At 32.6% G+C, this 25,031-nt stretch carries 21 protein-coding genes and 18 tRNA genes; 36 read left to right on the top strand and 3 right to left on the bottom strand.

Annotation, left to right across the window (positions count from 1 at the left end; translation table 11 throughout):
- Positions 1 to 96: 96 nt before the first annotated feature.
- From LQ615_RS12150 to trmL, 27 genes are all read left to right on the top strand, one after another.
- Positions 97 to 170: transfer RNA gene (locus tag LQ615_RS12150), tRNA-Arg, on the top strand.
- 19 nt (positions 171 to 189) lie between these two features.
- A tRNA-Pro gene (locus LQ615_RS12145) sits at positions 190 to 263 on the top strand.
- 24 nt (positions 264 to 287) lie between these two features.
- A tRNA-Ala gene (locus LQ615_RS12140) sits at positions 288 to 363 on the top strand.
- A gap of 25 nt (positions 364 to 388) precedes the next feature.
- Positions 389 to 462, top strand: a tRNA-Met gene (locus tag LQ615_RS12135).
- Between the two features lie 34 nt (positions 463 to 496).
- A tRNA-Ile gene (locus LQ615_RS12130) sits at positions 497 to 570 on the top strand.
- A 12-nt stretch (positions 571 to 582) separates the two neighbouring features.
- Positions 583 to 675, top strand: a tRNA-Ser gene (locus LQ615_RS12125).
- A 31-nt stretch (positions 676 to 706) separates the two neighbouring features.
- Positions 707 to 780 (top strand) — tRNA-Met (locus tag LQ615_RS12120).
- A gap of 12 nt (positions 781 to 792) precedes the next feature.
- Positions 793 to 868: transfer RNA gene (locus tag LQ615_RS12115), tRNA-Asp, on the top strand.
- 20 nt (positions 869 to 888) lie between these two features.
- A tRNA-Phe gene (locus LQ615_RS12110) sits at positions 889 to 961 on the top strand.
- Between the two features lie 15 nt (positions 962 to 976).
- Positions 977 to 1,052 (top strand) — tRNA-Thr (locus LQ615_RS12105).
- Positions 1,053 to 1,058: 6 nt separating this feature from the next.
- A tRNA-Tyr gene (locus tag LQ615_RS12100) sits at positions 1,059 to 1,142 on the top strand.
- An 11-nt stretch (positions 1,143 to 1,153) separates the two neighbouring features.
- Positions 1,154 to 1,227, top strand: a tRNA-Trp gene (locus LQ615_RS12095).
- 2 nt (positions 1,228 to 1,229) lie between these two features.
- Positions 1,230 to 1,302: transfer RNA gene (locus LQ615_RS12090), tRNA-His, on the top strand.
- A gap of 14 nt (positions 1,303 to 1,316) precedes the next feature.
- Positions 1,317 to 1,388, top strand: a tRNA-Gln gene (locus LQ615_RS12085).
- A 6-nt stretch (positions 1,389 to 1,394) separates the two neighbouring features.
- A tRNA-Cys gene (locus LQ615_RS12080) sits at positions 1,395 to 1,469 on the top strand.
- Between the two features lie 12 nt (positions 1,470 to 1,481).
- Positions 1,482 to 1,556: transfer RNA gene (locus LQ615_RS12075), tRNA-Gly, on the top strand.
- A gap of 34 nt (positions 1,557 to 1,590) precedes the next feature.
- A tRNA-Gly gene (locus tag LQ615_RS12070) sits at positions 1,591 to 1,665 on the top strand.
- 43 nt (positions 1,666 to 1,708) lie between these two features.
- Positions 1,709 to 1,793, top strand: a tRNA-Leu gene (locus LQ615_RS12065).
- A 142-nt stretch (positions 1,794 to 1,935) separates the two neighbouring features.
- Positions 1,936 to 2,988 carry a PTS sugar transporter subunit IIC gene (locus LQ615_RS12060; RefSeq protein ID WP_064211366.1) on the top strand — a complete coding sequence of 351 codons (1,053 nt, stop codon included), beginning with the start codon at positions 1,936 to 1,938 and terminating at the stop codon, positions 2,986 to 2,988.
- A gap of 224 nt (positions 2,989 to 3,212) precedes the next feature.
- Complete coding sequence (locus tag LQ615_RS12055; protein ID WP_239705577.1) at positions 3,213 to 4,196, top strand: D-2-hydroxyacid dehydrogenase; 984 nt, start codon at positions 3,213 to 3,215, stop codon at positions 4,194 to 4,196.
- 114 nt (positions 4,197 to 4,310) lie between these two features.
- Positions 4,311 to 5,774, top strand: a complete 1,464-nt coding sequence (locus tag LQ615_RS12050) for an ABC transporter substrate-binding protein/permease (RefSeq protein WP_239704177.1) — start codon at positions 4,311 to 4,313, stop codon at positions 5,772 to 5,774.
- Positions 5,767 to 6,492: an amino acid ABC transporter ATP-binding protein gene (locus LQ615_RS12045; RefSeq protein ID WP_016999953.1), complete on the top strand. Its 726-nt coding sequence runs from the start codon at positions 5,767 to 5,769 to the stop codon at positions 6,490 to 6,492. The genes LQ615_RS12050 and LQ615_RS12045 overlap by 8 nt, the downstream gene beginning before the upstream one ends.
- Positions 6,493 to 6,518: 26 nt before the next feature.
- The gene (gene argC / locus LQ615_RS12040) at positions 6,519 to 7,550 is read left to right on the top strand and encodes an N-acetyl-gamma-glutamyl-phosphate reductase (RefSeq protein ID WP_064205109.1); all 1,032 of its coding nucleotides are present in this window, start codon (positions 6,519 to 6,521) and stop codon (positions 7,548 to 7,550) included.
- Between the two features lie 14 nt (positions 7,551 to 7,564).
- The gene (argJ, locus tag LQ615_RS12035) at positions 7,565 to 8,803 is read left to right on the top strand and encodes a bifunctional glutamate N-acetyltransferase/amino-acid acetyltransferase ArgJ (RefSeq protein WP_064205110.1); all 1,239 of its coding nucleotides are present in this window, start codon (positions 7,565 to 7,567) and stop codon (positions 8,801 to 8,803) included.
- A gap of 15 nt (positions 8,804 to 8,818) precedes the next feature.
- The gene (argB, locus tag LQ615_RS12030) at positions 8,819 to 9,580 is read left to right on the top strand and encodes an acetylglutamate kinase (RefSeq protein ID WP_016999955.1); all 762 of its coding nucleotides are present in this window, start codon (positions 8,819 to 8,821) and stop codon (positions 9,578 to 9,580) included.
- 163 nt (positions 9,581 to 9,743) lie between these two features.
- On the top strand, positions 9,744 to 10,871 hold the full coding sequence (queG, locus tag LQ615_RS12025) for a tRNA epoxyqueuosine(34) reductase QueG (protein WP_016999956.1): 1,128 nt from the start codon (positions 9,744 to 9,746) through the stop codon (positions 10,869 to 10,871).
- A gap of 3 nt (positions 10,872 to 10,874) precedes the next feature.
- Positions 10,875 to 11,348 carry a tRNA (uridine(34)/cytosine(34)/5-carboxymethylaminomethyluridine(34)-2'-O)-methyltransferase TrmL gene (trmL, locus tag LQ615_RS12020; RefSeq protein ID WP_064211362.1) on the top strand — a complete coding sequence of 158 codons (474 nt, stop codon included), beginning with the start codon at positions 10,875 to 10,877 and terminating at the stop codon, positions 11,346 to 11,348.
- 26 nt (positions 11,349 to 11,374) lie between these two features.
- On the opposite strand, the gene LQ615_RS12015 is transcribed toward trmL, so the two are convergent.
- Positions 11,375 to 11,515 (bottom strand): hypothetical protein, encoded by a 141-nt coding sequence (locus LQ615_RS12015; RefSeq protein WP_016999958.1) that lies wholly within the window; start codon positions 11,513 to 11,515, stop codon positions 11,375 to 11,377.
- An 87-nt stretch (positions 11,516 to 11,602) separates the two neighbouring features.
- Here LQ615_RS12015 and nagA point away from each other — a divergent pair, with 87 nt between their 5' ends.
- The 6 genes from nagA (at position 11,603) to LQ615_RS11985 (ending at position 19,055) form a co-directional block, all read left to right on the top strand.
- Positions 11,603 to 12,757, top strand: a complete 1,155-nt coding sequence (gene nagA, locus LQ615_RS12010; RefSeq protein WP_239704176.1) for an N-acetylglucosamine-6-phosphate deacetylase — start codon at positions 11,603 to 11,605, stop codon at positions 12,755 to 12,757.
- A 44-nt stretch (positions 12,758 to 12,801) separates the two neighbouring features.
- Positions 12,802 to 13,401, top strand: a complete 600-nt coding sequence (locus LQ615_RS12005) for a 6-phosphogluconolactonase (RefSeq protein ID WP_016999960.1) — start codon at positions 12,802 to 12,804, stop codon at positions 13,399 to 13,401.
- 13 nt (positions 13,402 to 13,414) lie between these two features.
- Positions 13,415 to 13,561, top strand: a complete 147-nt coding sequence (locus LQ615_RS12000; protein ID WP_167751609.1) for an SAS053 family DNA gyrase inhibitor — start codon at positions 13,415 to 13,417, stop codon at positions 13,559 to 13,561.
- A gap of 260 nt (positions 13,562 to 13,821) precedes the next feature.
- Positions 13,822 to 15,210: a class II fumarate hydratase gene (fumC, locus tag LQ615_RS11995; RefSeq protein WP_064205113.1), complete on the top strand. Its 1,389-nt coding sequence runs from the start codon at positions 13,822 to 13,824 to the stop codon at positions 15,208 to 15,210.
- Positions 15,211 to 15,293: 83 nt separating this feature from the next.
- A complete protein-coding gene (locus tag LQ615_RS11990) occupies positions 15,294 to 16,820 on the top strand; it encodes a Ppx/GppA family phosphatase (protein ID WP_239704175.1) in 1,527 nt (508 codons plus the stop codon).
- A gap of 69 nt (positions 16,821 to 16,889) precedes the next feature.
- The gene (locus LQ615_RS11985; protein ID WP_064211360.1) at positions 16,890 to 19,055 is read left to right on the top strand and encodes an RNA degradosome polyphosphate kinase; all 2,166 of its coding nucleotides are present in this window, start codon (positions 16,890 to 16,892) and stop codon (positions 19,053 to 19,055) included.
- A 178-nt stretch (positions 19,056 to 19,233) separates the two neighbouring features.
- On the opposite strand, the gene LQ615_RS11980 is transcribed toward LQ615_RS11985, so the two are convergent.
- Complete coding sequence (locus LQ615_RS11980; protein WP_345772872.1) at positions 19,234 to 20,436, bottom strand: IS110 family RNA-guided transposase; 1,203 nt, start codon at positions 20,434 to 20,436, stop codon at positions 19,234 to 19,236.
- A gap of 395 nt (positions 20,437 to 20,831) precedes the next feature.
- Positions 20,832 to 21,653 carry an RluA family pseudouridine synthase gene (locus tag LQ615_RS11975; RefSeq protein WP_016999949.1) on the bottom strand — a complete coding sequence of 274 codons (822 nt, stop codon included), beginning with the start codon at positions 21,651 to 21,653 and terminating at the stop codon, positions 20,832 to 20,834.
- 183 nt (positions 21,654 to 21,836) lie between these two features.
- Here LQ615_RS11975 and LQ615_RS11970 point away from each other — a divergent pair, with 183 nt between their 5' ends.
- The 3 genes from LQ615_RS11970 (at position 21,837) to LQ615_RS11960 (ending at position 25,031) form a co-directional block, all read left to right on the top strand.
- The gene (locus tag LQ615_RS11970) at positions 21,837 to 22,946 is read left to right on the top strand and encodes a GAF domain-containing sensor histidine kinase (protein WP_016999948.1); all 1,110 of its coding nucleotides are present in this window, start codon (positions 21,837 to 21,839) and stop codon (positions 22,944 to 22,946) included.
- Between the two features lie 21 nt (positions 22,947 to 22,967).
- Positions 22,968 to 23,597 carry a response regulator gene (locus tag LQ615_RS11965; protein ID WP_016999947.1) on the top strand — a complete coding sequence of 210 codons (630 nt, stop codon included), beginning with the start codon at positions 22,968 to 22,970 and terminating at the stop codon, positions 23,595 to 23,597.
- A 156-nt stretch (positions 23,598 to 23,753) separates the two neighbouring features.
- Positions 23,754 to 25,031 (top strand): dicarboxylate/amino acid:cation symporter, encoded by a 1,278-nt coding sequence (locus LQ615_RS11960; RefSeq protein ID WP_064211358.1) that lies wholly within the window; start codon positions 23,754 to 23,756, stop codon positions 25,029 to 25,031.

Here is a 25,031-nt window from a genome sequence, read left to right as displayed (position 1 = left end):
CGGGGTGGCGGAACTGGCAGACGCACAGGACTTAAAATCCTGCGATAAGTGATTATCGTACCGGTTCGATTCCGGTCCTCGGCACCATTTTAATATGCGCCCGTAGCTCAATTGGATAGAGCGTTTGACTACGGATCAAGAGGCTAGGGGTTCGACTCCTCTCGGGCGCGTAATGACCAGTTAAGGTTACGGGAAGTAGCTCAGCTTGGTAGAGCACTTGGTTTGGGACCAAGGGGTCGCAGGTTCGAATCCTGTCTTCCCGACTCTTTAAAAGTTATATATTAAATGGGGGCTTAGCTCAGATGGGAGAGCGCCTGCTTTGCACGCAGGAGGTCAGCGGTTCGATCCCGCTAGTCTCCACCATTTAAAATTAATACATTACCATTATGGCGGCGTAGCTCAGCTGGCTAGAGCGTACGGTTCATACCCGTGAGGTCGGGGGTTCGATCCCCTCTGCCGCCATTAAAATTAAATATGTCATACATATTTTGATTTTGGACCTTTAGCTCAGTTGGTCAGAGCAAACGGCTCATAACCGTTGGGTCGCAGGTTCGAGTCCTGCAAGGTCCATACTTATATAGTGGAGGAATACCCAAGTTCGGCTGAAGGGATCGGTCTTGAAAACCGACAGGGGCTTAACGGCTCGCGGGGGTTCGAATCCCTCTTCCTCCGCCATTATATTTGTACACTAATTATTTATTATTAAAGCGGGATGGAGCAGTTCGGTAGCTCGTCGGGCTCATAACCCGAAGGTCGGTGGTTCAAATCCGCCTCCCGCAATTATTATTTTTAGGTCCCGTGGTGTAGCGGTTAACATGCCTGCCTGTCACGCAGGAGATCGCGGGTTCGATTCCCGTCGGGACCGCCATTTTTTAAAATTTAATGTATGGCTCAGTAGCTCAGTCGGTAGAGCAAAGGACTGAAAATCCTTGTGTCGGCGGTTCGATTCCGTCCTGAGCCATCTTTTAAAGTTTAAGCCGGCCTAGCTCAACTGGTAGAGCAACTGACTTGTAATCAGTAGGTTGGGGGTTCAAGTCCTCTGGCCGGCACCATCTATCGGAGGGATAGCGAAGTGGCTAAACGCGGCGGACTGTAAATCCGCTCCTTCGGGTTCGGCAGTTCGAATCTGCCTCCCTCCACCATTATTATTTATAGGGGTATAGTTCAACGGTAGAATAGAGGTCTCCAAAACCTTTGGTGTGGGTTCGATTCCTACTACCCCTGCCATGGCGGTTGTGGCGAAGTGGTTAACGCATCGGATTGTGGTTCCGACATTCGTGGGTTCGATTCCCATCAGCCGCCCTTATTTTTATTAATGGGCTATAGCCAAGCGGTAAGGCAACGGACTTTGACTCCGTCACTCGCTGGTTCGAATCCAGCTAGCCCAGTTGTTTGGCGGCATAGCCAAGTGGTAAGGCCGAGGTCTGCAAAACCTCTATTCACCGGTTCAAATCCGGTTGCCGCCTCCATTAATAAATATTGCGGGAGTATTTCAACTCTTAGAATACATTCCTTCCTGGAATGAGATATAGGTGCAAATCCTATCTTCCGCTCCAATTCCATTTTTCCTAAATGATTAATTATTAAAATGCGGGAGTATTTCAACTTTTAGAATACATTCCTTCCCGGAATGAGATATAGGTGCAAATCCTATCTTCCGCTCCATTATTTCTTCCATAGGGAAGATTTTTTTATAGGATAAAGTTATGCCGGCGTGGTGGAATTGGCAGACACGCGGGACTCAAAATCCCGTGTCCATTGCGGACGTGTCGGTTCGAGCCCGACCGCCGGTACTATATTGAAAGCCATAAACTTAGGTTTATGGCTTTTTTATTTTATATAATATTAAGAAGTTTAGGATAAATGTGAAAATACGATTGTTTAAAAAGATAAAGTCCTATATCATTAATACATATTTACATCTGGAGGAATACTATGGATAAACATTTCACTGCAAAAGAATTTTTTTCTAATATTTTAAATGGTATTGGTGTTGGTATCGTTATTGCTTTAATACCAAATGCTATTCTTGGCGTACTCTTTACATACTTAGCACAGTTTCATCCTATATTAGAAATGTTTAACCAAGCTTTACTGTTAATGCAGTTTGGTATGAGCTTTATAATAGGAGTGATTGTAGCAAATCAATTTAAATTCCAAGCTACTGATGCTGTTATGATTGGAGCTGCGGGATTGATTGGATCAGGTGCTGTTAAAATAGAGAATGGTACATATACATTTGCAAGTATTGGGGATGTAGTAAATTTAATCGTTGTATTGGTAATAAGTTGTTTCTTAATGATTAAATTAAAAGGAAAATTTGGTTCATTAGATATGCTTATATTACCAATTTTAGTTTCTGTTGTGAGTGGATTTATTGGCATGTTAACTTTACCTTATGTAAGTACTGTAACTAAAGGTATTGGCAATTTAATTGGTCATTTTTCTACTTTAAATCCATTATTAATGTGTATCTTAATAGCAATTACATACTCTTTATTAATGGTAACACCTATTTCCTTAGTTGCTATTGCTACTGCTGTAGGATTAGAAGGTTTAAGCTCTGGCGCAGGTAATATGGGTATTGTAGCAGCTTGTATGACGTTCTTAATAGGATCATGGAAAGTTAATAATAGAGGCACAAATATTGTATTGATTGTTGGTGCAGCAAAACTAATGATACCAGTTTATTTCAAACATCCTATAATCGCAGTACCGTTACTGTTTAATGGATTAATTTGTGGACTATTAACTTACTTTGTTGGAATCAAAGGAACACCAATGTCTACAGGTTTTGGCTACACAGGTTTTGTCGGACCAGCTAATGCTATAAAATATATGGACGGACAGTTTATAGTTAACGTATTATTATTGTTATTAGCATACTTCATTATACCTTTAATAAGTGCATACATTATACACACACTATGTTTGAAAGTATTACCAAAATATCAAAAAGATATATTTGCTTTTAATAATAAAGCATAGAGAGAGGGCCAGAAACCTCATTTTGTTAAATAAGATTTCGTAGTCCATTTTTGAGCTAAGGATTTATGTCCTTGGCTTTTATTTATGTAAAAAAGAATAAGCCCTAAAACTACATATTATATTCTGAATAGTAAGAATATATTGAAAAATAGATTGTTTGTTTCTTTGTTTTCTTGTACAATTAATGATTATTCACAATATTGCATATTGAAAGGAAGTAAATGATGAAAATAAAATTATTTGATATAAGAGAAGATGAGAAAAATTTTGCTTATAATTGGGGAAAAATAAATAATCATGAAATAGTATGTGTTGAAGAACATTTAACATTAGATAATGTATCTTCATTAGAAGCATTTGATGCTATTAGTACTCAACAACTACATAAATATGATGATGATATATATGAGGCACTTAATAAGGTAGGAATTAAGCAAATAGCTGGCCGAACTGCAGGCTTTGATATGTTCAATAAAGAAGAAGCAGCAAAACATGATATTAAAATTACTAATATACCAGCATATAGTCCTAATGCTATAGCAGAGTTTGCGGTATGTAGAGCATTGGAATTAGTTCGTAACATTAATAAAATACATAAACGTGTTTCTAATCAAGATTTTACATGGGATGAAAATGTTATTGCTAATGAATTAAGAAGTATGACCGTACTTGTTATCGGAGTAGGCCGAATAGGAAAAGTCTCAGCTCAATTATTCAATGGATTTGGTGCAAAGGTTATCGGTTATGATCCTTATGACCAAAGTTGTGATAATGTTGAATTTTTTGATGACTTAAAAGAAGCTATATCTAAAGCGGACCTTATAACTCTGCATGTTCCTGCTAATGATGAAACAATGCATATGATCGATGAAGAAACGATAAGTTATATGAAAAATGGTGCATATTTAGTGAATACTTCAAGAGGTATTACAGTTGATACTAAAGCCTTATTGAAAGGATTAAATGAAGGAAAAATACATAGCGCTGCTTTAGATGTATATGAACATGAATTTGATTATTTTGCATATGATTATTCAAATAAATCTATTAAAGATGAAATATTAAAAGATTTATTGTCGCGTGATGATGTGTTAATTTCACCCCATATAGCATTTTATACAAAAACAGCTGTTCAGAATATGGTTGAGATATCACTTGATAGCGCACTTGAAGTAATAAACACAGGGAAAAGCTTAAACGAAATATAATGATAAACAAGTATGAGTGTTTGAACATTCATACTATTTTTTAAAAAACACTGTTGCATAAAATTACAATAATGCGTATAATAATGAATATTATTAATTCAGGAGGTTGGAACTGTGAAAAGAAATGTATTATTAAAAATTGTCTTTGCCATCATTTGTTTATCACTTATGATTCCAAACATTAGTATAAGCCAAGCTAATGCAGCACAAACGGATCAATGGGAGAAAGCAAAAGAACGTGGAGAATTAAGAGTAGGATTATCAGCTGATTATGCACCATATGAATTCGAACATACTAAGGATGGTAATCGAGAATATGCCGGGATTGATATCGAGCTCGCTAAAAAAATAGCAAAAGATAACGATATAGAATTAAAAATTGTGAATATGCAATTTGATAGTTTACTCGGCGCATTAAAAACTGGAAAAATCGATATGATTATTTCTGGTATGGCACCAACTCCTGAAAGAAAAAAAGAAGTAGATTTTTCGGATTATTATATGGAAGTCAAACAAAGGATGATTGTCCAGAAAAAAGATAAAGACAAATTAAAAACGGTCGATGATTTTAAAGGTAAAATGATTGGTGTTCAAAAGCAAACGACTCAAGAAGAACTTGTAAAAACTGAAATGCCTGAATCACAACTTAGCTCTCTTACTAGGGTACCCGAAGTTATCATGTCACTTAATTCTGGAAAAATAGACGGAATGATTATAGAAGGTCCAGTTGCAGACGCTTATCTAGAGAAAAATCCTAATTTAACTTATTCTGATGTTGAATTTTCTGATGCCGATAAAACAACCGCGATTGCTTTACCGAAAAACTCGCCAGAATTAATGGATAGAGTAAACAAAAGCGTAAAAGATGTGAGAGATAATAATTTGATAAAGGATTATCAAGACAAAGCAACAGAAGCTATGTTTGATGATGGTTCATTCTTTAGTAAGTATGGTTCTTATTTCTTACATGGTATCGGTATTACAATTCTATTATCTTTCTTAGGTGTAGTAGCAGGTGCAATTATTGGTTGCGTATTAGCACTAATGAAATTAGGTAATAGCAAAATACTTAAGTCTATCGTTTCAGTGTACATAGAATTTATTAGAGGTACACCTTTACTTGTACAAGTATTTCTAGTGTACTTCGGTACAACCGCAGTACTCGGACTCGATTTATCAGCACTTATTTGCGGTATTATCGCATTAATCATTAATTGTAGTGCTTATATTGCAGAGATAATTAGAGCAGGTATTAATGCTGTAGATAATGGACAAATGGAAGCAGCTAGGTCATTAGGATTAAATAGAACTCAAGCGATGAAGCAAGTAATTATGCCACAAGCTATTAAAAATATTTTACCTGCTTTAGGTAATGAATTTGTAACTGTTATTAAAGAATCATCAATTGTATCTGTAATAGGTGTAAGCGAACTGATGTTTAATGCACAAGTAGTACAAGGTGCTTCGTTCGATCCATTTACACCGTTACTAGTCGCAGCGGTATTATACTTCATATTAACCTTTACATTATCAAGAGTAATGTATTTCGCTGAAAGGAGGTTCAGTGTAAGTGATTAAAGTTAACGATTTACACAAAACATTTGGAAAAAACGAAGTATTAAAAGGCATTAATTTAAATATTAAACAAGGTGAAGTTGTTGCTATTATTGGACCTTCAGGAAGCGGTAAAAGTACGCTTTTAAGATGTTTGAACTTATTAGAAGAACCAACCTCAGGACAGATATTATTTAAAAATAATGATTTAACGAATGCTAAAGGGACAAAGTTAGACCAATTAAGACAAAAAATGGGGATGGTTTTCCAAGGATTTAATTTATTCCCACATAAAAAAGTAATAGAAAACGTCACTTTAACACCATTAACATTAAAAAAAGGAAGCAAAAAAGAATTAGATGACCAAGCCATCCAATTATTAAATAAAGTTGGACTAGAAGATAAATATAATGTTTATCCGTCTAAACTATCAGGCGGACAAAAACAACGTGTTGCAATAGCACGTGCGCTTGCAATGAATCCTCAAGTTATATTATTTGATGAACCAACTTCGGCATTAGACCCCGAAGTTGTAGGTGAAGTATTGAGTGTTATGAAAGATTTGGCTAAAGAAGGTATGACAATGGTAGTGGTGACGCACGAAATGGGATTTGCTAAAAATGTAAGTGATCACGTTATATTTATGGACGAAGGAATAGTACAAGAAGAAGGGACTCCCGAACAAATATTTGATAATCCTCAAAATGATAGAACAAAGCAATTTTTGTCAAAAGTTTTATAATACAAATATAAAAAAGAGGTGTCGTAATGATTGAAGTTGGAATTGTCGGCGGAAGTGGATACGGAGCAGTGGAATTAATTAGATTATTAAATCAACATAAAGAAGTTGAAATCAAATATATATTTTCACATTCTAAATCAGGAGAAGCGATTAAAAATACTTATCCTCATTTACAAAACAGTATTCAGGCAGAATTCTCAAGCTTAGATGTAAAAGAGGTACAATGTGATTTAATATTTTTTGCAACCCCCTCAAATGTTAGTAAACATTTTATTCCTGACTTAATCGAAAGAGACATTAAAGTAATTGATTTATCAGGTGATTTTAGATTAAAAGATCCAAATGTATATAAATCATTTTATGGAGAACAACCAGCCAAACAATCTGTATTGAATCAAGCATTTTACAGTTTACCCGAATGGTCAGAGGTAAATGAAAATAACCAAATTATTGCAAACCCTGGCTGTTTTCCTACATCTATTTTATTAGCATTACATCCGCTAATAACTGATGAGTTAATTAAACTTGATTCTATTATTATTGATGCAAAGACTGGTGTATCAGGAGCTGGACGAAGTTTAAGTCAAAATGTTCATTATGGTGAAATGAATGAAAATTTATCAGCATATAAATTAGGTGGACATAAACATATACCAGAGATAGAACAATATCTCACGAATCTTTCTAATACCGAAGTTAATGTAACTTTCACACCACACCTTGTGCCAATGACAAGAGGTATATTATCAACCATTTATATAGATTTAACAAAAGATTACACAGAAGAAAGTCTACATGCTTTATACAAAGATATGTATAAAGATAAGCCTTTTGTAAGGATTAGAGATTTAGGAGATTTTCCCAAAACTAAAGAAGTTCTTGGGAGTAACTATTGTGATATAGGAATTTATGTAGATGAAAAACGAAATAAAGCTATTATTGTTTCAGTAATTGATAACCTTGTAAAAGGTGCTAGTGGACAAGCAATTCAAAATTTAAATAAACTATATAACTTTGATGAGATGGAAGGTTTAGATTTATTACCAATATACCCATAGAGTGGAGGAATTTGATGATTGAAGAAACTAAGCAAGTTATAGACTCTGAAATAACGATTTTGCAAGACGGGGATGTCGCATCTCCTAATGGTTACACAGCAGGTGGAATACATGTTGGATTACGTCGAGCAAAGAAAGATTTTGGTTGGTTATATTCATCAAATCCTGCTCAATGCGCAGCAGTATATACTCAAAATGCGTTTAAAGCTGCACCTTTACAAGTTACACAAGCAAGTTTAAATGTTTCAAAACAATTATCAGCAGTGGTTATTAACTCAGCAATAGCTAACGCTTGTACAGGTGAACGTGGTTTAAGGGATGCAATACAAACAAAAAAATGGATTTCTGAAAAACTTCAACTTCCAGAACATGAAATAGCTGTCGCATCTACAGGTTTAATCGGAGAATTTTTACCTATGGATAAAATTAAATACGGCGTTGAACATATAGATATTGAAGGTGCAACTTGTTCTAAAGATTTTAATGAATCTATTTTAACAACTGATAAAGAAACGAAGCATATCGCTGTTCAAGTAACCATAGATGGTGAAGTTATAACTGTAGGTGGATCTAGTAAAGGTTCAGGGATGATAAATCCTAATATGGCGACAATGTTAGGGTTTATGACGACAGATGCTAACGTACAAGCTGAGGATTTAGAGGACATATTAAAGCCTACAGTAGATGATACCTTTAACATGATTACTGTAGATGGTGACACGAGTACAAACGATATGGTGTTACTTCTAGCTAATGGAATGGTAGGTAAACAACAGTTAACTAAAGAACATCCTGAATGGCATAAATTTGTTGAAGCGGTTCGCTATGTTTGTGAGCATCTTGCAAAAAGCATTGCCCAAGATGGTGAAGGTGCTACAAAACTAATAAAAGTTGAAGTTGAAGGTGCAATTTCAAAAGAAAAAAATAATGCTATAGCCAAAACAATCGTTGGTTCTAGTTTAGTTAAAACAGCTATTCATGGTGGCGACCCTAATTTCGGAAGATTTGTAACAGCAATTGGATATGCAGACAATACAATTTCTCCAAATAATGTGGACGTGTGGCTTTGTGATCATTTGATTGTGAAACAAGGTATGCCAGTTCCATTCGATGCATTAGACCTTAAAGCAAATATGGAACAGGACACTATTGTTATTAAAGCTAAAGTTGGTAACGGCTTATTTAAATCTACAGCATTTGGTTGTGATTTATCATACGAATATGTGCGTATTAATGCTTTATATAGCACCTAATAAGGAGTTTTTAAAATGAAGTATGCAGTAATTAAAATAGGCGGTAGCATATTAAGTGACCTTTGCGATACGATTATAGAAGATATACATGCTTTAAGAAAAGATAATTACACACCTATTATTGTTCATGGTGGAGGACCATTTATTAAAAAACAGCTCAATAGATTAGGGGTTGAAAGTAAGTTTTTAGATGGTTTACGTGTTACTGATGAACAAACTTTGCTTCAAACTGTAAATACATTGATAGGTGAAGTCAATCCAAAAATTGTACATCAAGTGAACCGTAAAGAAACATTAGCTATAGGATTAAACGGAATAGATCTTAACTTATTTGAGATTGAACCTATAAATGAAAAGTATGGATACGTTGCAGAATGTCTCTCAGTAAACAAACCAGTTTTAGCAGATATATGTAAGTTAGCTATACCTGTAATAGCACCGATTGGTATTAATCATGAAAATGGTCAAAAATATAATATTAATGCAGATAGTTTAGCATATAAAATAGCGAGCGAAATGAATGCAGATTTATTTTTAGTAAGTGATATTCCTGGTGTATTAATAGAGGATGAAGTTAAATCTGAATTAAGCATACAAGAAATTAATACTTATATTGAAACTACTGAAATATATGGAGGCATGATACCAAAGGTGAGTGGTGCTGTATCGGCTATTAAAGATGGATGTAGTAGTGTTAAAATTATTCCAGGCACAGTTAAACACGCTTTAATAAATAGTTCTAATTCAAATTCAATCGGTACTACAATTATTTCTTAAGTTATTTACTACAAAAAAATTAAAAATAAATGCTAAAATAAGTCCAAGACATAAATATTTGTCTCGGACTTATTTTTAATTTTGTTTCATTAAAAGATATGCAATTTTTAAGAATTAAATATGTTAAAATATATAGGCATGTTTGATAGTGAGGTGAGTAAATTTGAATTTAGATCAATTAAAACAAGAAGTGATAGATTATGCGCATTCAATAGGAATAGATAGCATTGGGTTTACAACTGCAGATCCTTTTGATGAGTTAAAAAAGAAACTAGCAGATTACCATAACAAAGGTTATGCTTCTGGGTTTGAAGAAAGTGATATAGCTTTAAGAACAGAACCAAAATTATCACTGCCTTCAGCACGCTCGATTATCGCTATCGCAGTAGGTTATCCTAACAAATTAAAAGGCGCTCCAAAAAGTGTGCGCGGTGATAGAAGAGGTATGTTTGCGAGAGCTTCTTGGGGACAAGACTATCATACAATTATGAGAAATCGATTAGATAAACTTGGAGAATTTTTAAAAGAAAAAGTACCAGATGTTGAAATCCAATCAATGGTAGATACAGGTGTATTATCTGACAGAGCTGTTGCTGAAAGAGCGGGACTTGGTTTTGCAGGTAAAAATGGTTTCATAATTAATGAGGATTTAGGGACTTGGACTTATTTAGGAGAAATGCTTGTGAGCATTCCGTTTAAGCCCGATGATCCAGTGATAGATAGTTGCGGAGATTGTAATATATGTGTAGACAGATGTCCTACAGGTGCACTAGTAGGTAATGGTCAATTAAACAGTCAAAAATGTATAAGCTTCTTAACACAGACTAAAGGATACTTAAAAGACGAGTATCGATATAAGATAGGAAATCGTCTTTATGGCTGCGATACATGCCAACAAGTGTGCCCAAGAAATAGAGGTATAAACACTCAACATGATGATATCGTGCTAGAACCTGAAATTTTGAAGCCGAGATTAGTACCGTTATTAAAGATGTCTAATAAAGAATTTAAAAATACTTATGGACATTTAGCTGGTGCATGGAGAGGTAAAAAGCCTATTCAAAGAAATGCGATTGTTGCATTGGCACATTTTAACGAAGAAAGTGCTATACCTGAATTGAAAGATGTTGCTTTAACAGACCCTAGACCAATGATTAGAGCTACTGCTTATTGGGCGATTGGCCAAATTCAAGGGGAAGAGGCAAGAACCTTTATCATGTCGCATTATGAACATGAAATTGAAGAAGTACAAGAAGAAATGATTAAAGGATTAGAAATGAGGAGACAATAAATTATGACGAACCACGTAGTTTTATATCAACCAGAAATACCAGCTAATACAGGAAACATTGCACGTAGTTGTGCTGCTACAGACACACATTTACATTTAATTAAACCATTAGGATTTAGCACTGACGATAAGATGTTGAGAAGAGCAGGATTAGATTATTGGAAATTCGTTAACATCACTTATTACGATAGCATTGAAGAGTTTTTTGAAGAAACAGAAGGTGGTCACTATTATTTATTAACTAAATTCGGTACACAGCCGCATACTGATTTTGATTACAGCAATACTGATGAAGATCATTACTTTGTGTTTGGTAGAGAAACAAGTGGTTTACCTGATTGGGTTAAAGAAAAATATAAAGAAACAGCTTTAAGAATACCTATGAATGATAATGTAAGAGCTTTAAATCTATCTAATACAGCAGCTATATTAATTTATGAAGCATTAAGACAACAAGATTATCCAAATTTAAAATAAAAAAACTGAGGCCGTAGGGGTCTCAGTTATTGATTATTTTGTTTTAAAGATTCAAGCTCTTTGTTTAAATCTTCTTCTTTAAGTCCATAGTCTTTAGAATCACGACCAGCTGTTAACATTGAAGTAAGAAACGCTACACCAACCATGCAGATTAGTAATGTATTCATTTAATTAGCCCCCCAGTAATGTTATGTTATCTTTATTATATACGAATTAGGTGAATATTTAAATATAATTTTTAAGGAGACTTTAAAATGGGACATTATATTTTAGATAATGCAGTAATTTATACTGAACAAGGAAAAATAGAAAATGGTTATATTAAAATACAGGATGGATATATACAAGATATACAAGAAGGTTCATATAGCGGCAATTTAGAAGTTGTTGATGTAAATGGTCAACATATTATTCCAGGCTTTATTGACATACATATACACGGGGGATATGGTCAGGATGCAATGGATGCAACACCGGAAACATTGAATATACTATCTGAAAATCTTTTATCAGAAGGAACAACAAGTTTCTTAGCGACTACAATGACACAATCATCAGAAGCAATTAATAAAGCGTTACAAAATGTAGCAGAGTATAAGCCTTTAGATGATAAACGCGCAGAAATATTAGGAGTACATTTAGAAGGTCCATTTATTTCTGAGCATAAAGTTGGTGCGCAAAATCCTAAATATGTAGCAAGACCTTCAGTTGCAAAGTTTGAAGCATTTCAATCAGTAGCTAAAGATAAAATAAAAATTATATCAATAGCTCCGGAAGTAGAAGGTGCTAAAGAAACAATACAGGCACTTAATGATAAAGTGATTTTTTCTGCTGGTCATACGATTACGGATTATGATGGTATAGAAGAAGCAGTTGATAATGGCTTACAGCATATTACTCATTTATATAATGCTCAAACTACATTTACTCACAGAGAGCCGGGCGTTTTTGGAGCTGCATTGACAGATGAAAGGTTAACGACAGAAGTTATTGTAGACGGTGTACATTCACATCCAGCGTCTGTTAAATTAGCTTATTTATCGAAAGGCAACAAAAATTTCTGCGTGATTACTGATGCAATGAGAGCAAAAGGTATGAAAGATGGAGAATATGATTTAGGTGGACAAAATGTTCACGTGAAAGATCATGAGGCGCGATTAGAAAATGGTTCATTAGCTGGAAGTATTTTACTCATGAATAAAGGATTGAAAAATTTGATGAACTACGCAAATATCCCGTTAGAAGAAGCTTGGAGAACAACTAGTTTAAATCAAGCTATACGATTAAACGTAGAAGATAGGCTAGGTTCAATCAAAAAAGGTAAACAAGCAGACCTTGTTATAGTTGATTCAGAAATAAATGTTTTAACTACGATTAAAAAAGGGTATATTATAGATAATGAACAATGATTATTGACATGATAATAGATAAGTTGAAATGAGGAGTGGAGAAAATGGCTTTAAATTTTAAAGTATTCGAAACAAAAAGTATAGCTGCACGTTATGCCGCTGATATTGTACGTAAACAATTTAATGGTGACAGTACATCGGTAGTAGGCGTACATCTAAATGACGAAAACACAACATTTTTTGATGAGTTATTCGATAATGTAAAAAAGAGTCCAGTTAATTTTAGTCAAATTCATGTTTTAGATTTTGACGGTAAAGAAGACTATTACACTGAATTAGGTGTTCCTAGTAAGCAAGTCATAAAAACTGATGTTGGTGGCGATGTTGAATCAGTGATTAAAGATAAAGTAAATACTGATAAGAAGAAAAATAAATTAATGTTAAATGTTTTAACATTAACTGACGATAGTAGAATCGGTTTAGATTATGATTCTTCGATACATCCTGCTCGCGAAGTCGTATTACTTGTTACAGGTAAAGAAAAAGCTAAAGCAGTAAAACAATTATATGAAGAACCTGCTAATGGTTCTGTTGATTCAGCAAAATTAAAACAACATAGAATGGTTACTGTTGTACTAGATAATGAAGCGGCGCAAGGTCTACCTGAAGATGTAAGATCTTACTTCTCAATTCAATTTTCGTAAGAAGGTGAACAATTTGGATAAACACATTGATCATAATGAAAATGAAGAAGAAAATGAAATGGTTCAAGATTTAGAAGACGTCAAAGAACTAGGTAAAGAGATGGAACAAATCTCTGAACAAAATGACGAAGAAAAAGAAGAAGAAAAAGAAGAAAAATAATTTAGTGTTGATATATCTTCAAACATTTTCAAAAAAGGATTTATGCATGAGAACTTAGTGCATAAATTCTTTTTTTATTTAAAAAATATCAAATATCAAAATCTTTATTTGTAAAAAATTGAATTATGCACTTTTACGATTGTATATTGTTTACAAATTTGAATTATCAGACTACTAACAGTTTTATTCATTATATTTATAGGCTATAATAAAGGTGAAGTTAAATTGATTTAAACATGTAATAAAGGGGAGTAATGTAAATGGATTACAGAATTGAACATGATACTTTTGGTGAAATAAAAGTACCGAGTGACAAGTTTTGGAAAGCGCAAACACAAAGAAGTAAACAAAATTTCCCAGTTGGTAAGGAACAAATGCCAATTGAAGTAATATACGGATTCGCTCATTTGAAAAGAGCGGCAGCTATTGCTAATCATGAACTAGGTAAGCTATCAGATGATAAGAAAGATGCTATCGTATATGCTACTGATGAAATTTTAAAAGGTAACTTAGATGAACATTTTCCATTAGTTGTATGGCAAACAGGTAGTGGTACACAAAGTAATATGAACGTTAACGAAGTTGTTAGTTACGTTGCAAACAACTATTTAGAAGAAAAAGGTTCAGAGGAAAGTGTACATCCAAATGATCACGTCAACATGTCTCAAAGTTCGAATGATACATATCCAACTGCGATGCATGTGGCATTATATCATGAAATAGAATCAAAATTATTACCTGCATTAAGTAAGTTAAGAGATACATTTAAAGAGAAAGAAACTTCTTTCAAAGACATTATTAAAATAGGTAGAACGCATCTTCAAGATGCGACACCATTAACTTTAGGACAAGAAGTAAGCGGTTGGAGATACATGTTGGATAAATGTGAATCTTTATTAAATGAATCTAAAGGTCAGCTTCTTAACTTAGCAATAGGCGGTACAGCAGTAGGTACTGGTATAAATGCTCATCCTGAATTTGGAGATAAAGTTGCGAAACAAATTGCTGAACAATTAGGTTATCCATTTGTTTCTTCTGAAAATAAATTCCATGCTTTAACAGCTCATGATGAAGTTGTTTATGTACATGGTGCACTTAAAGCATTAGCTAGTGATTTAATGAAGATAGCGAATGATGTAAGATGGTTATCTTCAGGTCCTAGAGCAGGTCTAGCGGAAATTTCAATTCCTGAAAACGAACCTGGATCTTCAATTATGCCGGGTAAAGTAAACCCAACGCAATGTGAAATGCTAACAATGGTATCAGTTCAGGTAATGGGTAACGATACTACGGTTGGAATAGCAGCATCACAAGGTAATTTTGAATTAAACGTATTCAAACCTGTAATATTATACAATACATTACAATCAATTTATTTATTAGCAGATGGTATGGAAACATTCAATGATAACTGTGCAATAGGTATTGAGCCTATTGATGAAAATATTGATAAATATTTAAATCAATCATTAATGTTAGTTACTGCTTTAAATCCACATATTGGATATGAAAATGCAGCTTCAATAGCTAAAAATGCTCATAAAAATGGTTTAACATTGAAAGAATCTGCAGTACAGTCTGGTCTATTAACAGAAGAACAATTTGATGAATGGATCAAACCAGAAGACATGATAAGCTCTAAAGAATAATAGCAGCTATTAGAAATATAAAGAAGTCAAAAAGGTGCTATAGGCACCTTTTTGCATATCAAAAGATACACTCGGAGGTATATATGAAGAGAATAGGTTTAATTGACATCGGTTCAAATACTATTAGACTCGTTATATTTGAATGTTCAGATGAAACAGGATTAAATGAATTACAAAACATTAAAACCCCAGCTAGATTAAGTCAATATTTAACAGAAGATAAAGTTATGACTGAAGAAGGTATCGAAATATTAAGTGAAACATTATATAGTTTCAAAAAAGTTGCTATGAAGTTCAATGTAGATGAATTAGTGCCTGCAGCCACTGCAGCTGTTAGACAATCGAAGAATTTAAATGAAATTAAAGAAAAAGTAAAAACTAAAACAGGTTTAGATATAGAAGTCATTCCTGATGAAGATGAAGCATTTTATGGTTTCTTTGCTGCTACTCATACGCTTAATATTCAAAATGGAATCACTGTAGATATCGGTGGTGGTTCAACAGAAATTACACATTTTGAAAATAAAAAACTAATGAATGCAGTAAGTTTCCCATTTGGAGTTGTAACGCTACAAAAAATGTTCTTTGAAGGAAAAAATCATAATGATAAGAACGCTATAAAAAAATGTGAAAAATATGTTAAAGATCAATTTGAATCAGAAAAATGGATTAAAAATAAAGGATTACCAATTATAGGTATCGGTGGTTCTGCACGAAATAATGCGAGAATTCATCAATCTTTACACAATTATCCGATAGCAGGTGTTCATGGTTATGACATGAATAAAAAAGGTTTAGAAGAAGTGTATGATGTATTGAAAAAATCAGACAAAAACGATTTGAAAGATTTAGATGGATTAAGTAGAGATAGAGTAGACATTATTATGCCAAGTTCAATTGTATTTAATACTTTATTCGAGGTTGTAGATGCAACAGAATTTAGTTTCTCTAGAAAAGGTTTAAGAGAAGGACTTGTTATGACCATATTAAAAGAAGATTTTTCCAAAGCTTTTAATAAAGATAATGTGGCCACTGATGCACTTAAATATTTAGCAAATGAGTACAATATTAATCCTTCTAATGGACGACAACGCGTAAAACTTGCAGAAACTCTACTAAATAAAGTAATGGAAATAAACGATATTACTATTTCTGAAAGTGATAAATCATTATTTAAAGATGCTGCTTATTTATACTATTTAGGTTCATTTATTGATGCAGATTCCAGTTCTCAACACACATATTATATAATCGCAAATAGTAGTATCAATGGATTGTCGCATAAAGAGAGAGTGAAATTAGCTTTATTAGCAAGTTTTAAAAATAAAACTTTATTAAAATTTTATGCAAAAGAAACTAATTGGTTCAAAACTAATGAGATAGATCAAATACAGAAGCTAGGCGGTTTAATTAAATTTGCTCATGCACTTAATGTATCAAATACAGACTGTGTTGATTCATTAACATTGACAGAATCTAAAGATGAATATGTACTAGAAGTACAATATGTAACAGATCCTATAGCGGAGCAATATCAATCTGAAAGACAGAAGAAACATATAGAAAAATTATTACCAAAAAAACTTAATATAAAATTTACTCAAGGTTAATGTTTATACGTTTTAATAGAACAGTACTAACTTTTTAAACGATGCAAATTTGTAAAGGGTGTGGTAATTATGGGAGAACAAGCTAAACAATATAATCTAGATAATTCAAAATACTATAATAACAGAGAACTTAGTTGGTTAGACTTTAATTACCGTGTTCTTGAAGAAGCATTTGATTCTAATAATCCATTACTTGAACAATTAAAATTTATAGCAATTCACAGTTCTAATTTAGATGAGTTCTTTATGGTAAGAGTGGCCGGGTTAAAAGACCAAATTAAAATGAACTTTAATGAACCTGAGAACAAAGCGCAATTAACACCTAAAGAACAACTTATTTGCATTGAAGAAAAAAATAGAATCAATGTCGATTTGCAATATAAAAGATTTAATGAATTAAAAGAAAAATTAAAAACTTATAATATTTATATTACTCAACCAGAAAGGTTACCAGAAATTCTAATTGAACAATTACACGCTCAATTCAACTCAGAAATACTGCCAACTTTATCACCATTAGGCATTGATGCATACAGACCATTACCCAAATTAAATAATAAAATGCTTAATTTATTTGTAGATATAAAACTAGATGATGGAGAAATCAGATCAGCAATTGTACCCGTTCCAGTTCTATTGGACAGAATTATTAAACTTGAACACGAAGGTAAAAAATATATTGTATTTCTTGAAGATGTGATTTCTTTATTCATCGAACAATTATTCAATGGTTATGAAGTCATTAATACTTATACTTTTAGAGTTACAAGAAATGCAGATTTAACGATACATGAAGATGGTGCTGAAGATTTACTTATTGAAATTGAAAGATTTTTAAAAGAAAGAAAAAGTGGTGTGGCTGTCCGATTAGAAATTGACAGTAGACATATTGATTCTGAAGTAAAAAGTATATTTCTCATGAATGAGTTTGAAATAGATAATCATGATATATACAGGGTAAATGGGCCTGTAGATTTAACTGTTTTATTTTCGTTAGTTAGTCAATTGGAGGATTTGTTACCGAATGAATTATTCAAACCACATACGCCTCAAATTCCTGCGTCTTTAAATAAAAATAATATATATGAGTTAGCATTAGAAAAAGATATATTCTTCCATCACCCATACGAATCATTTAAACCAATTGTAGAGTTTATTAAAGAAGCTTCTGAAGACCCTGATACACTTGCCATTAAACAAACACTTTACCGTGTAAGTAGTGATTCACCTATTATTCAAGCGTTGAAAAATGCTGCAGAAAATGGTAAACAGGTTACTGTATTAGTAGAATTAAAAGCAAGGTTTGACGAAGAAAATAATGTACAGTGGGCTAAAATGCTAGAAGATGCAGGTTGTAATGTTATTTATGGAATGACATTTTTAAAAACCCATAGTAAAATTACTCTCGTGATAAAGCGTGTTAACGGTAAAGTTATGCCGTTTGTACATTTAGGAACAGGTAACTATAATGATAAAACTGCAAAATTATATACAGACATGGGCATCATTACTACTAATCCAGATATAGGAGAAGATGCGATTAATTTCTTTAATTATTTAAGTGGTTATTCATTAAAGCCAAATTATAATGAGCTGATTGTAGCGCCATTTGAAATAAGAGATGTATTTGTTGATCACATAGATCAAGAAATTGAAGCTCATAAAGAACATGGTAATGGACTTATTATTGCTAAGATGAATTCTTTAACAGATAAAAAGGTCATAAAGAAATTATTTGAAGCTTCTCAAAATGGAGTGAAAATTAAACTGATAATTCGTGGTATCTGTTGTTTAAAGCCAGGTATACAAGGTGTAAGTGAAAATATAGAAGTAATTAGCATTGTGGGGAGATATCTAGAACATTCTAGAATATATTATTTTTATCATAACGGTGAAGAAAAAATGTACTTATCATCAGCAGATATGATGACAAGAAATATGATAAAACGAGTTGAAATTTTATTTCCAATTTTAGATGAAAGCATCGTTAAAAGATTAAAAGACTATTTGAATTTACAACTTGATGATGGACTGAAGGGAAGGATCCAAGATTCAAATGGAAAGTATCATTACAATGATGCTGGAAACAAACAAGCTAGTTCTCAACAAATATTGATGGAAGAAGCAATTCTTAAGGCTAAACAATTACAGCAAAGTGAAATTAAAATAGGAAAACCAATAAGAAGTAAAAAATCTAATTTATTTAATAAATTCAAACGAAGGTTTAAAAGATAAATAATTATAAGTAATGTATCCTTGAAAACATATAATTAGAGTCTGGGACATAAATAATTGTCCCAGACTCTCTTCCTACGATTAGTCAAGTGCTTAAGTTTAAAATAGTCATCACTTAATAAGACCGTCCAATTTTATTTTTTTGAATAAGGTGTTAGACTATATGTGATTATACGATTTAATGTGGGGACATTTCGTAATCGTATAGTTTATGTTTCATTATTAAATAATGAAATGTTTTTAATAGTCGATTAATACATGCGACAACAGCAGTCTTATGAGATTTCTCATTAGGCTGCTTTCTTAATTTATAGTAATAATCTACAATATGATTATTATAACGATGTTGTCCACGAATAATATTCATTATTACCAAAAATAATAAGCGTCTCGCCTTTTTATTACCGCGTTTATTGATGGTATCTCTATAATGTGTCCCACCAGATTGATATCGTTTGATATCAATTCCTACAAAAGCATTTAACTGTTTATTTGATTTGAATCGAGATATATCTCCAAGCTCACCGATTATCATGGCTGCAGTTAGATCTCCAATTCCTGGTATAGAATAAATAATTTCAAAGCAGTCAAGTTCTTGAGCTAATTGAATCATTTCTTTATCTAATTGTGATAATTGTCCAATGGACTTTTTCAATTTTTGAATTAATAATTGTGCTTTTTTAACTAGGAACGAAGATGAATTGACGTTAGGGTAACTATCATTCGCTAATTTAAAAAGTGTTTCTCCATAACTTTCTGCTTTTTGTTGAGATAATCCTTTATCTGTAGATTTTAAAATTGTAGAAATGATACTTTCCATATCATTCTGTTGAACAAAATCAGGATGAGTAAATATTTCAGCGATATTTAAGGCAATCATTGAATAACGATTTTTAAATAGTTTTTCTAAGCCAGGAAATGTTTGATGAAGTATCTCAATAATTTCAACTTTCAATCGATTTTGTTCATTTTCGAATTCTAGATGAAATCGAGCACGCTCACGTAATTCAAAGTAAATATCATCATTTGTATTATTTAAACTATCGGAATCATTTAAAAAAGGTGCTATTTGGGCTAACTTATGTGCGTCTGATTGATCTGTTTTCCAAGACCTTAAAGAGCTTGTTTTGAACTTTGCTTCTAAAGGATTCAACTCAATATAATTAATTTGGTTAACTCGACAGAACCGAACCATAGCTCTTGAATATATACCTGTGGATTCAAAAATTAATTTTGGCTGATTTACACGATTCAAATAATTTAATAAATAATTATAACCATTTTTGTTATTTTGAATAGTAAATTCCTTTTGGAATTTTTCATCGATATAGTGTGCAATCACACTATCTTTTTTACTAATATCAATGCCTAAGTAATCGATAAATAAAACCTCCTTAATAAATTTGAGAAGTTATAACTTTACTGAACCTTTCTCATTTCACTTTCCTATACACGGTTTCAAGAACCCAACATACTACAATCGAATTTCAAAAGGCGAGAGTAAAGCTGACTAGTTTTTTTTACGGATTTCAAACCCAAGAGATCGCACAGTCTACTCCTCTCTATAACTATAAAAAATAGCTATGAAAAAATCTATCGTCATAGATTTCTTCATAGCTAATCTTAGTATGTTTTTTGTATTAGCAGTAGCTGACTGGTATGAAAATGCGATTATATCAAGCTTTTTTCATACCTAGTCATCCTTGCCGGGGTGGGACTACGAAATCTTTTTAATAAAATGAGATTTCTGTCCCACTCCCTAATTCATTTTATATTTTAATCTTCAAGCGTAACTGAAACGAATTCATCTTTAAATGGATGTTCAAATTCAATTTTGTAACTGTGCAGTTTCAATTGTCTCAGTTTACTATTGTTATAAAGTGGATCTCCAACTACTGGATGACCAATCTCTGCTAAGTGTACACGGATTTGGTGTGTTCTACCTGTGTCTAATTTTAGTTCGACTTCTGCTGTGTGCTCATCAAGCATATGACTTTCAAGAATATGTGTTACAGCGCGCTGACCAGTAGGTGATACGCGACGTTTATTAGGGTGAAACTTATCTTTACCGATAGGCATATCGATTGTTTGTGGTTTCAAAGGCAATAAACTATCTACTTGTGCTTTATAAGTACGCGTAATTTGTCTATCTTCTAGCATACGATCCAATATTTTTTTAGCAATAGGATGTTTTGCTACTAGTAATAACCCAACTGTTTCCTGATCTAATCTGTGCACGGGCTCTACATAATCAGAATCTATAGTATAAATAGCATGGTTCATTAAAGTATTTGCTTCTTGTAAATCGTTAGGATGAGTTTTAACGCCTTTAGGTTTTACAACGATTGCAAAATATTCATCTTCATATTTAACTTCAGCAAGACGATAGCTTGATACATACTGACTTGTTTCATTTAAGACAGGAATATGAAGTTTATCTCCTTTTGACACATGACTACGCAACGTGCTTGGTTCGTTATTAAGTGTTATTTCTTTAGACATTCTCAATAAATGTAATTCTTTCTTAGGTAATTGCAAAGATTTAAACATTTCTTCTATTGTTTGTCCTTCGTATTTCGATGGTATTATTATTTTCATGATATCCTCCAAGAATATTTAGCTTAAAATCGGAAAAATGATGTTATAACTAAATTTAAGTTATAATTAGTATAACAAGAAAATTACATAAGAAGTATCTTTACCGCTTAATTTAAACATTTAAATGATAAAGAGATGGTATGTATAATAGGTGTATAACCAATGATGATAAAGGTGATGTAAATGGAGAAACCGACACGTACAAGTTTATTGAAAGAAATTGCAGAGTTTTTAAATGAAGAAACAGAAATGTATAGTATGATGCATGGTGCTCTTAAAAAATTAGTGAATGGAAGTAATTTTCATACAGGGTGGATTTTTTTCATTGATGAAGAAGGACGTCATGAATTAGTTGCAGAAGAAGCATTACCGCCTGCTTTAACACATAATGATTGTCAATATATGACTGAAGGTACGTGTTGGTGTGTTACAGCTTACCATAATAAAAAATTAACAAAAGCCTCTAATATCATTAATTGTTCTAGAATTGTTAAGGCAACTAGAGAACATCATGATAAAACAGATGGTATTACTCATCACGCTACAGTGCCTTTAAGATCAGGAAATGAACAATTTGGCTTATTAAACATTGCCACGCCAGAAACAAAAAGATATTCTGAAGAAGACTTAGAATTATTAGAATCAGTAGCTTTTCAAATAGGTTCAGCAATCAAAAGGATTATATTAACAGATCAAGAAAAAGAAGCTGCAAGAATAAATGAAAGAAACAGATTAGCGAGAGACTTGCATGACTCAGTAAATCAAATGTTATTTTCTTTAAAGATTACAGCTCATGCTGCTAAAGGTATCACAGATCACGAAGAGGCTAAAAAAGCATTCCAAACAATTGAAGAAACAAGTCAAAGTGCGGTAAATGAAATGAGGGCTTTAATTTGGCAATTAAAACCTGTTGGTCTAGAAAACGGTCTTATTTCTGCAATTAAACAATACAGTCAATTTATTCACGTTGAATCTGAATTTGAAGTTGAAGGTTTAATTGACTTACCGAATACAATAGAAGAGAATGTTTATCGAATTATTCAAGAATCATTAAATAATATTAAGAAACACTCTGGAACACATCATGCCAACATTTATATGGAACAAAACAAATTACAATTTAAAGTGGTTATTATAGATGAAGGCATAGGATTTGAAAGTAGTAAAACAGAAAAAACAGTTTCTAATGGTTTAAGAAATATGAAACAGCGTGCACAAGTTATGAAAGGACATATAGAAGTCAGTTCTAGTACAAATAAAGGTACCAAAATAGAATTAACAATACCACTTTAAATGTGATTAGGGGTTGTAAAAATGAATTATCAAGTAATATTAGTGGATGACCACCATATAGTAAGACAAGGATTAAGATTTTTGATTGATACAGTAAAAGATTTTAATATCGTAGCAGATTTTCCAACTGGAAAATTATTGTTAGATTATTTAGAAGAAAATGAACAACCAGATATCATATTGCTAGATTTAGTAATGCCTGAGATGAACGGTATTGAAATAACTGGTATTCTAAAGAAAAAATATCCAAACGTAAAAGTATTAGTTTTAACGAGCTTTCTTGATGAAGAACATGTCATATCCGCGCTTGATAAAGGAGCGGATGGATATGAAATAAAAGATGTAGAACCAGAAGCACTGATACAAACAATAAGAGACGTATTAAAAGGTGAACGAAAAATTCACCCTAAAGTTCAATCTGTTATCTCTGAAAGTGAACAAAAACCACACAGAGCTAATAAATTATCAAAGAGGGAAATAGAAGTACTAAAAGAGATGGTAAAAGGGAAAACTAATAAAGAAATAGCAGAAACACTTTTTGTATCTGAAAAAACGATAAAAACCCATGTTAGCCATATATTAAATAAGCTTAAAGTTTCAGATAGAACTCAAGCTGCTGTTTACGCTATGGAACACCAATTAATCAATTAAATACTTGATTATTTCAATGAGTTAATATCAAAATTTTTATATTAACTCATTTTTTTTGTATAAAATTTTAAATAAGTCTTACAAAAAGAAAGCGCTTACTATATAATAATGACATGGAGAAATTATTTTACGCTAACAATTGGGGGTAGTATAAATATGAAAGTAAAAAAGAATTTAACTTTAAAGATTGTTATAGCGTTAATATTAGGTATAGCAGTGGGATCTATATTTAATATTTTCGAAGGTAATAGTTTTGTTCAAAATACTAATCAGTATGTATTTAATGTACTAGGGCAAATATTTCTGAATCTAATATTCATGTTAGTAGTTCCAGTAGTGTTTGTTTCTATCGTATTAGGTGTTGTAGGTGTCGGTGATCCTAAGCTGCTTGGTGGTATTGGTTTAAAGACCGTTATCTTTTTCTTAACAACAACAGCTATTGCAATAATTATCGCAATGGCTTTAGCACTTGTATTTAAACCAGGTGCTGGCCAAGGAGACTTATTAAATAGTGACGAAGTTAAGAAATATGGAGCTGAACAGAAAGCTAAATCTGGGGATGCTGAAGCACCAGAAAATCAAACATTCGATCAAACGCTCATTAATTTATTCCCTAAAAATCCAATGCAGTCTATGGTTGAACAAGATATGTTACCAATTATCACATTTGCGATTTTCATTGGTATAGGAATGATAGCATTAGGTAATAAAATTGAAGTCGTCAGGACTTTTCTCGAACAGACCAATGATATACTCATGTATATCGTTACAATGATTATGAATGTATTTGCTCCAATAGGTACATTTGGTCTAGTTGCAACGGCATTCACGAATGCCGGTTTTGGAGCTATCAAGCAACTAGGTATGTACTTCGTCATTGTATTGTTGGCTTTATTCATACATTTCTTTGTTGTTTATGGTGGAGCAGTCAAATTCTTAGCAGGAAAAAATCCTTTATGGTTCTTTAAAAAGTTCTTACCAGCAATTGCTGTAGGATTTAGTTCATCTAGTTCAAATGCAACGTTGCCTATCTCTCTAGAATGTACAAAAGATATGGGAGTTAGAAAGGAAGTTAGTTCATTTGTTCAACCACTTGGTGCAACAATCAATATGGATGGGACAGCCATAATGCAAGGTGTAGCTACAATATTCATTGCTCAAGTATCTGGAATAGACTTGACAGTAATGCAAATGGTTACTGTAGTTATAATAGCTGTTATAGCATCTATTGGTACAGCTGGTGTACCTGGGGTGGGATTAGTGATGTTAGCTATGATTTTAACATCAATCGGTATAAACCCAGCCGCAATCGGTATGATTATCGGTATAGATAGATTATTAGACATGACACGTACATCAGTAAATATTACAGGTGATGCAGCATGTGCATTAATTCTTTCTGAGAGAGAAAAGTCAAAATTGGCGAAAAATTAA

Origin of the sequence: Mammaliicoccus sp. C-M13 (assembly GCF_022386845.1) — a bacterium.
GTDB classification, from domain to species: Bacteria; Bacillota; Bacilli; order Staphylococcales; family Staphylococcaceae; genus Mammaliicoccus; species Mammaliicoccus lentus.
The sequence above is the reverse complement of the archived record's forward strand: the minus strand, read 5'-3'. Positions and strand labels throughout refer to the sequence as shown.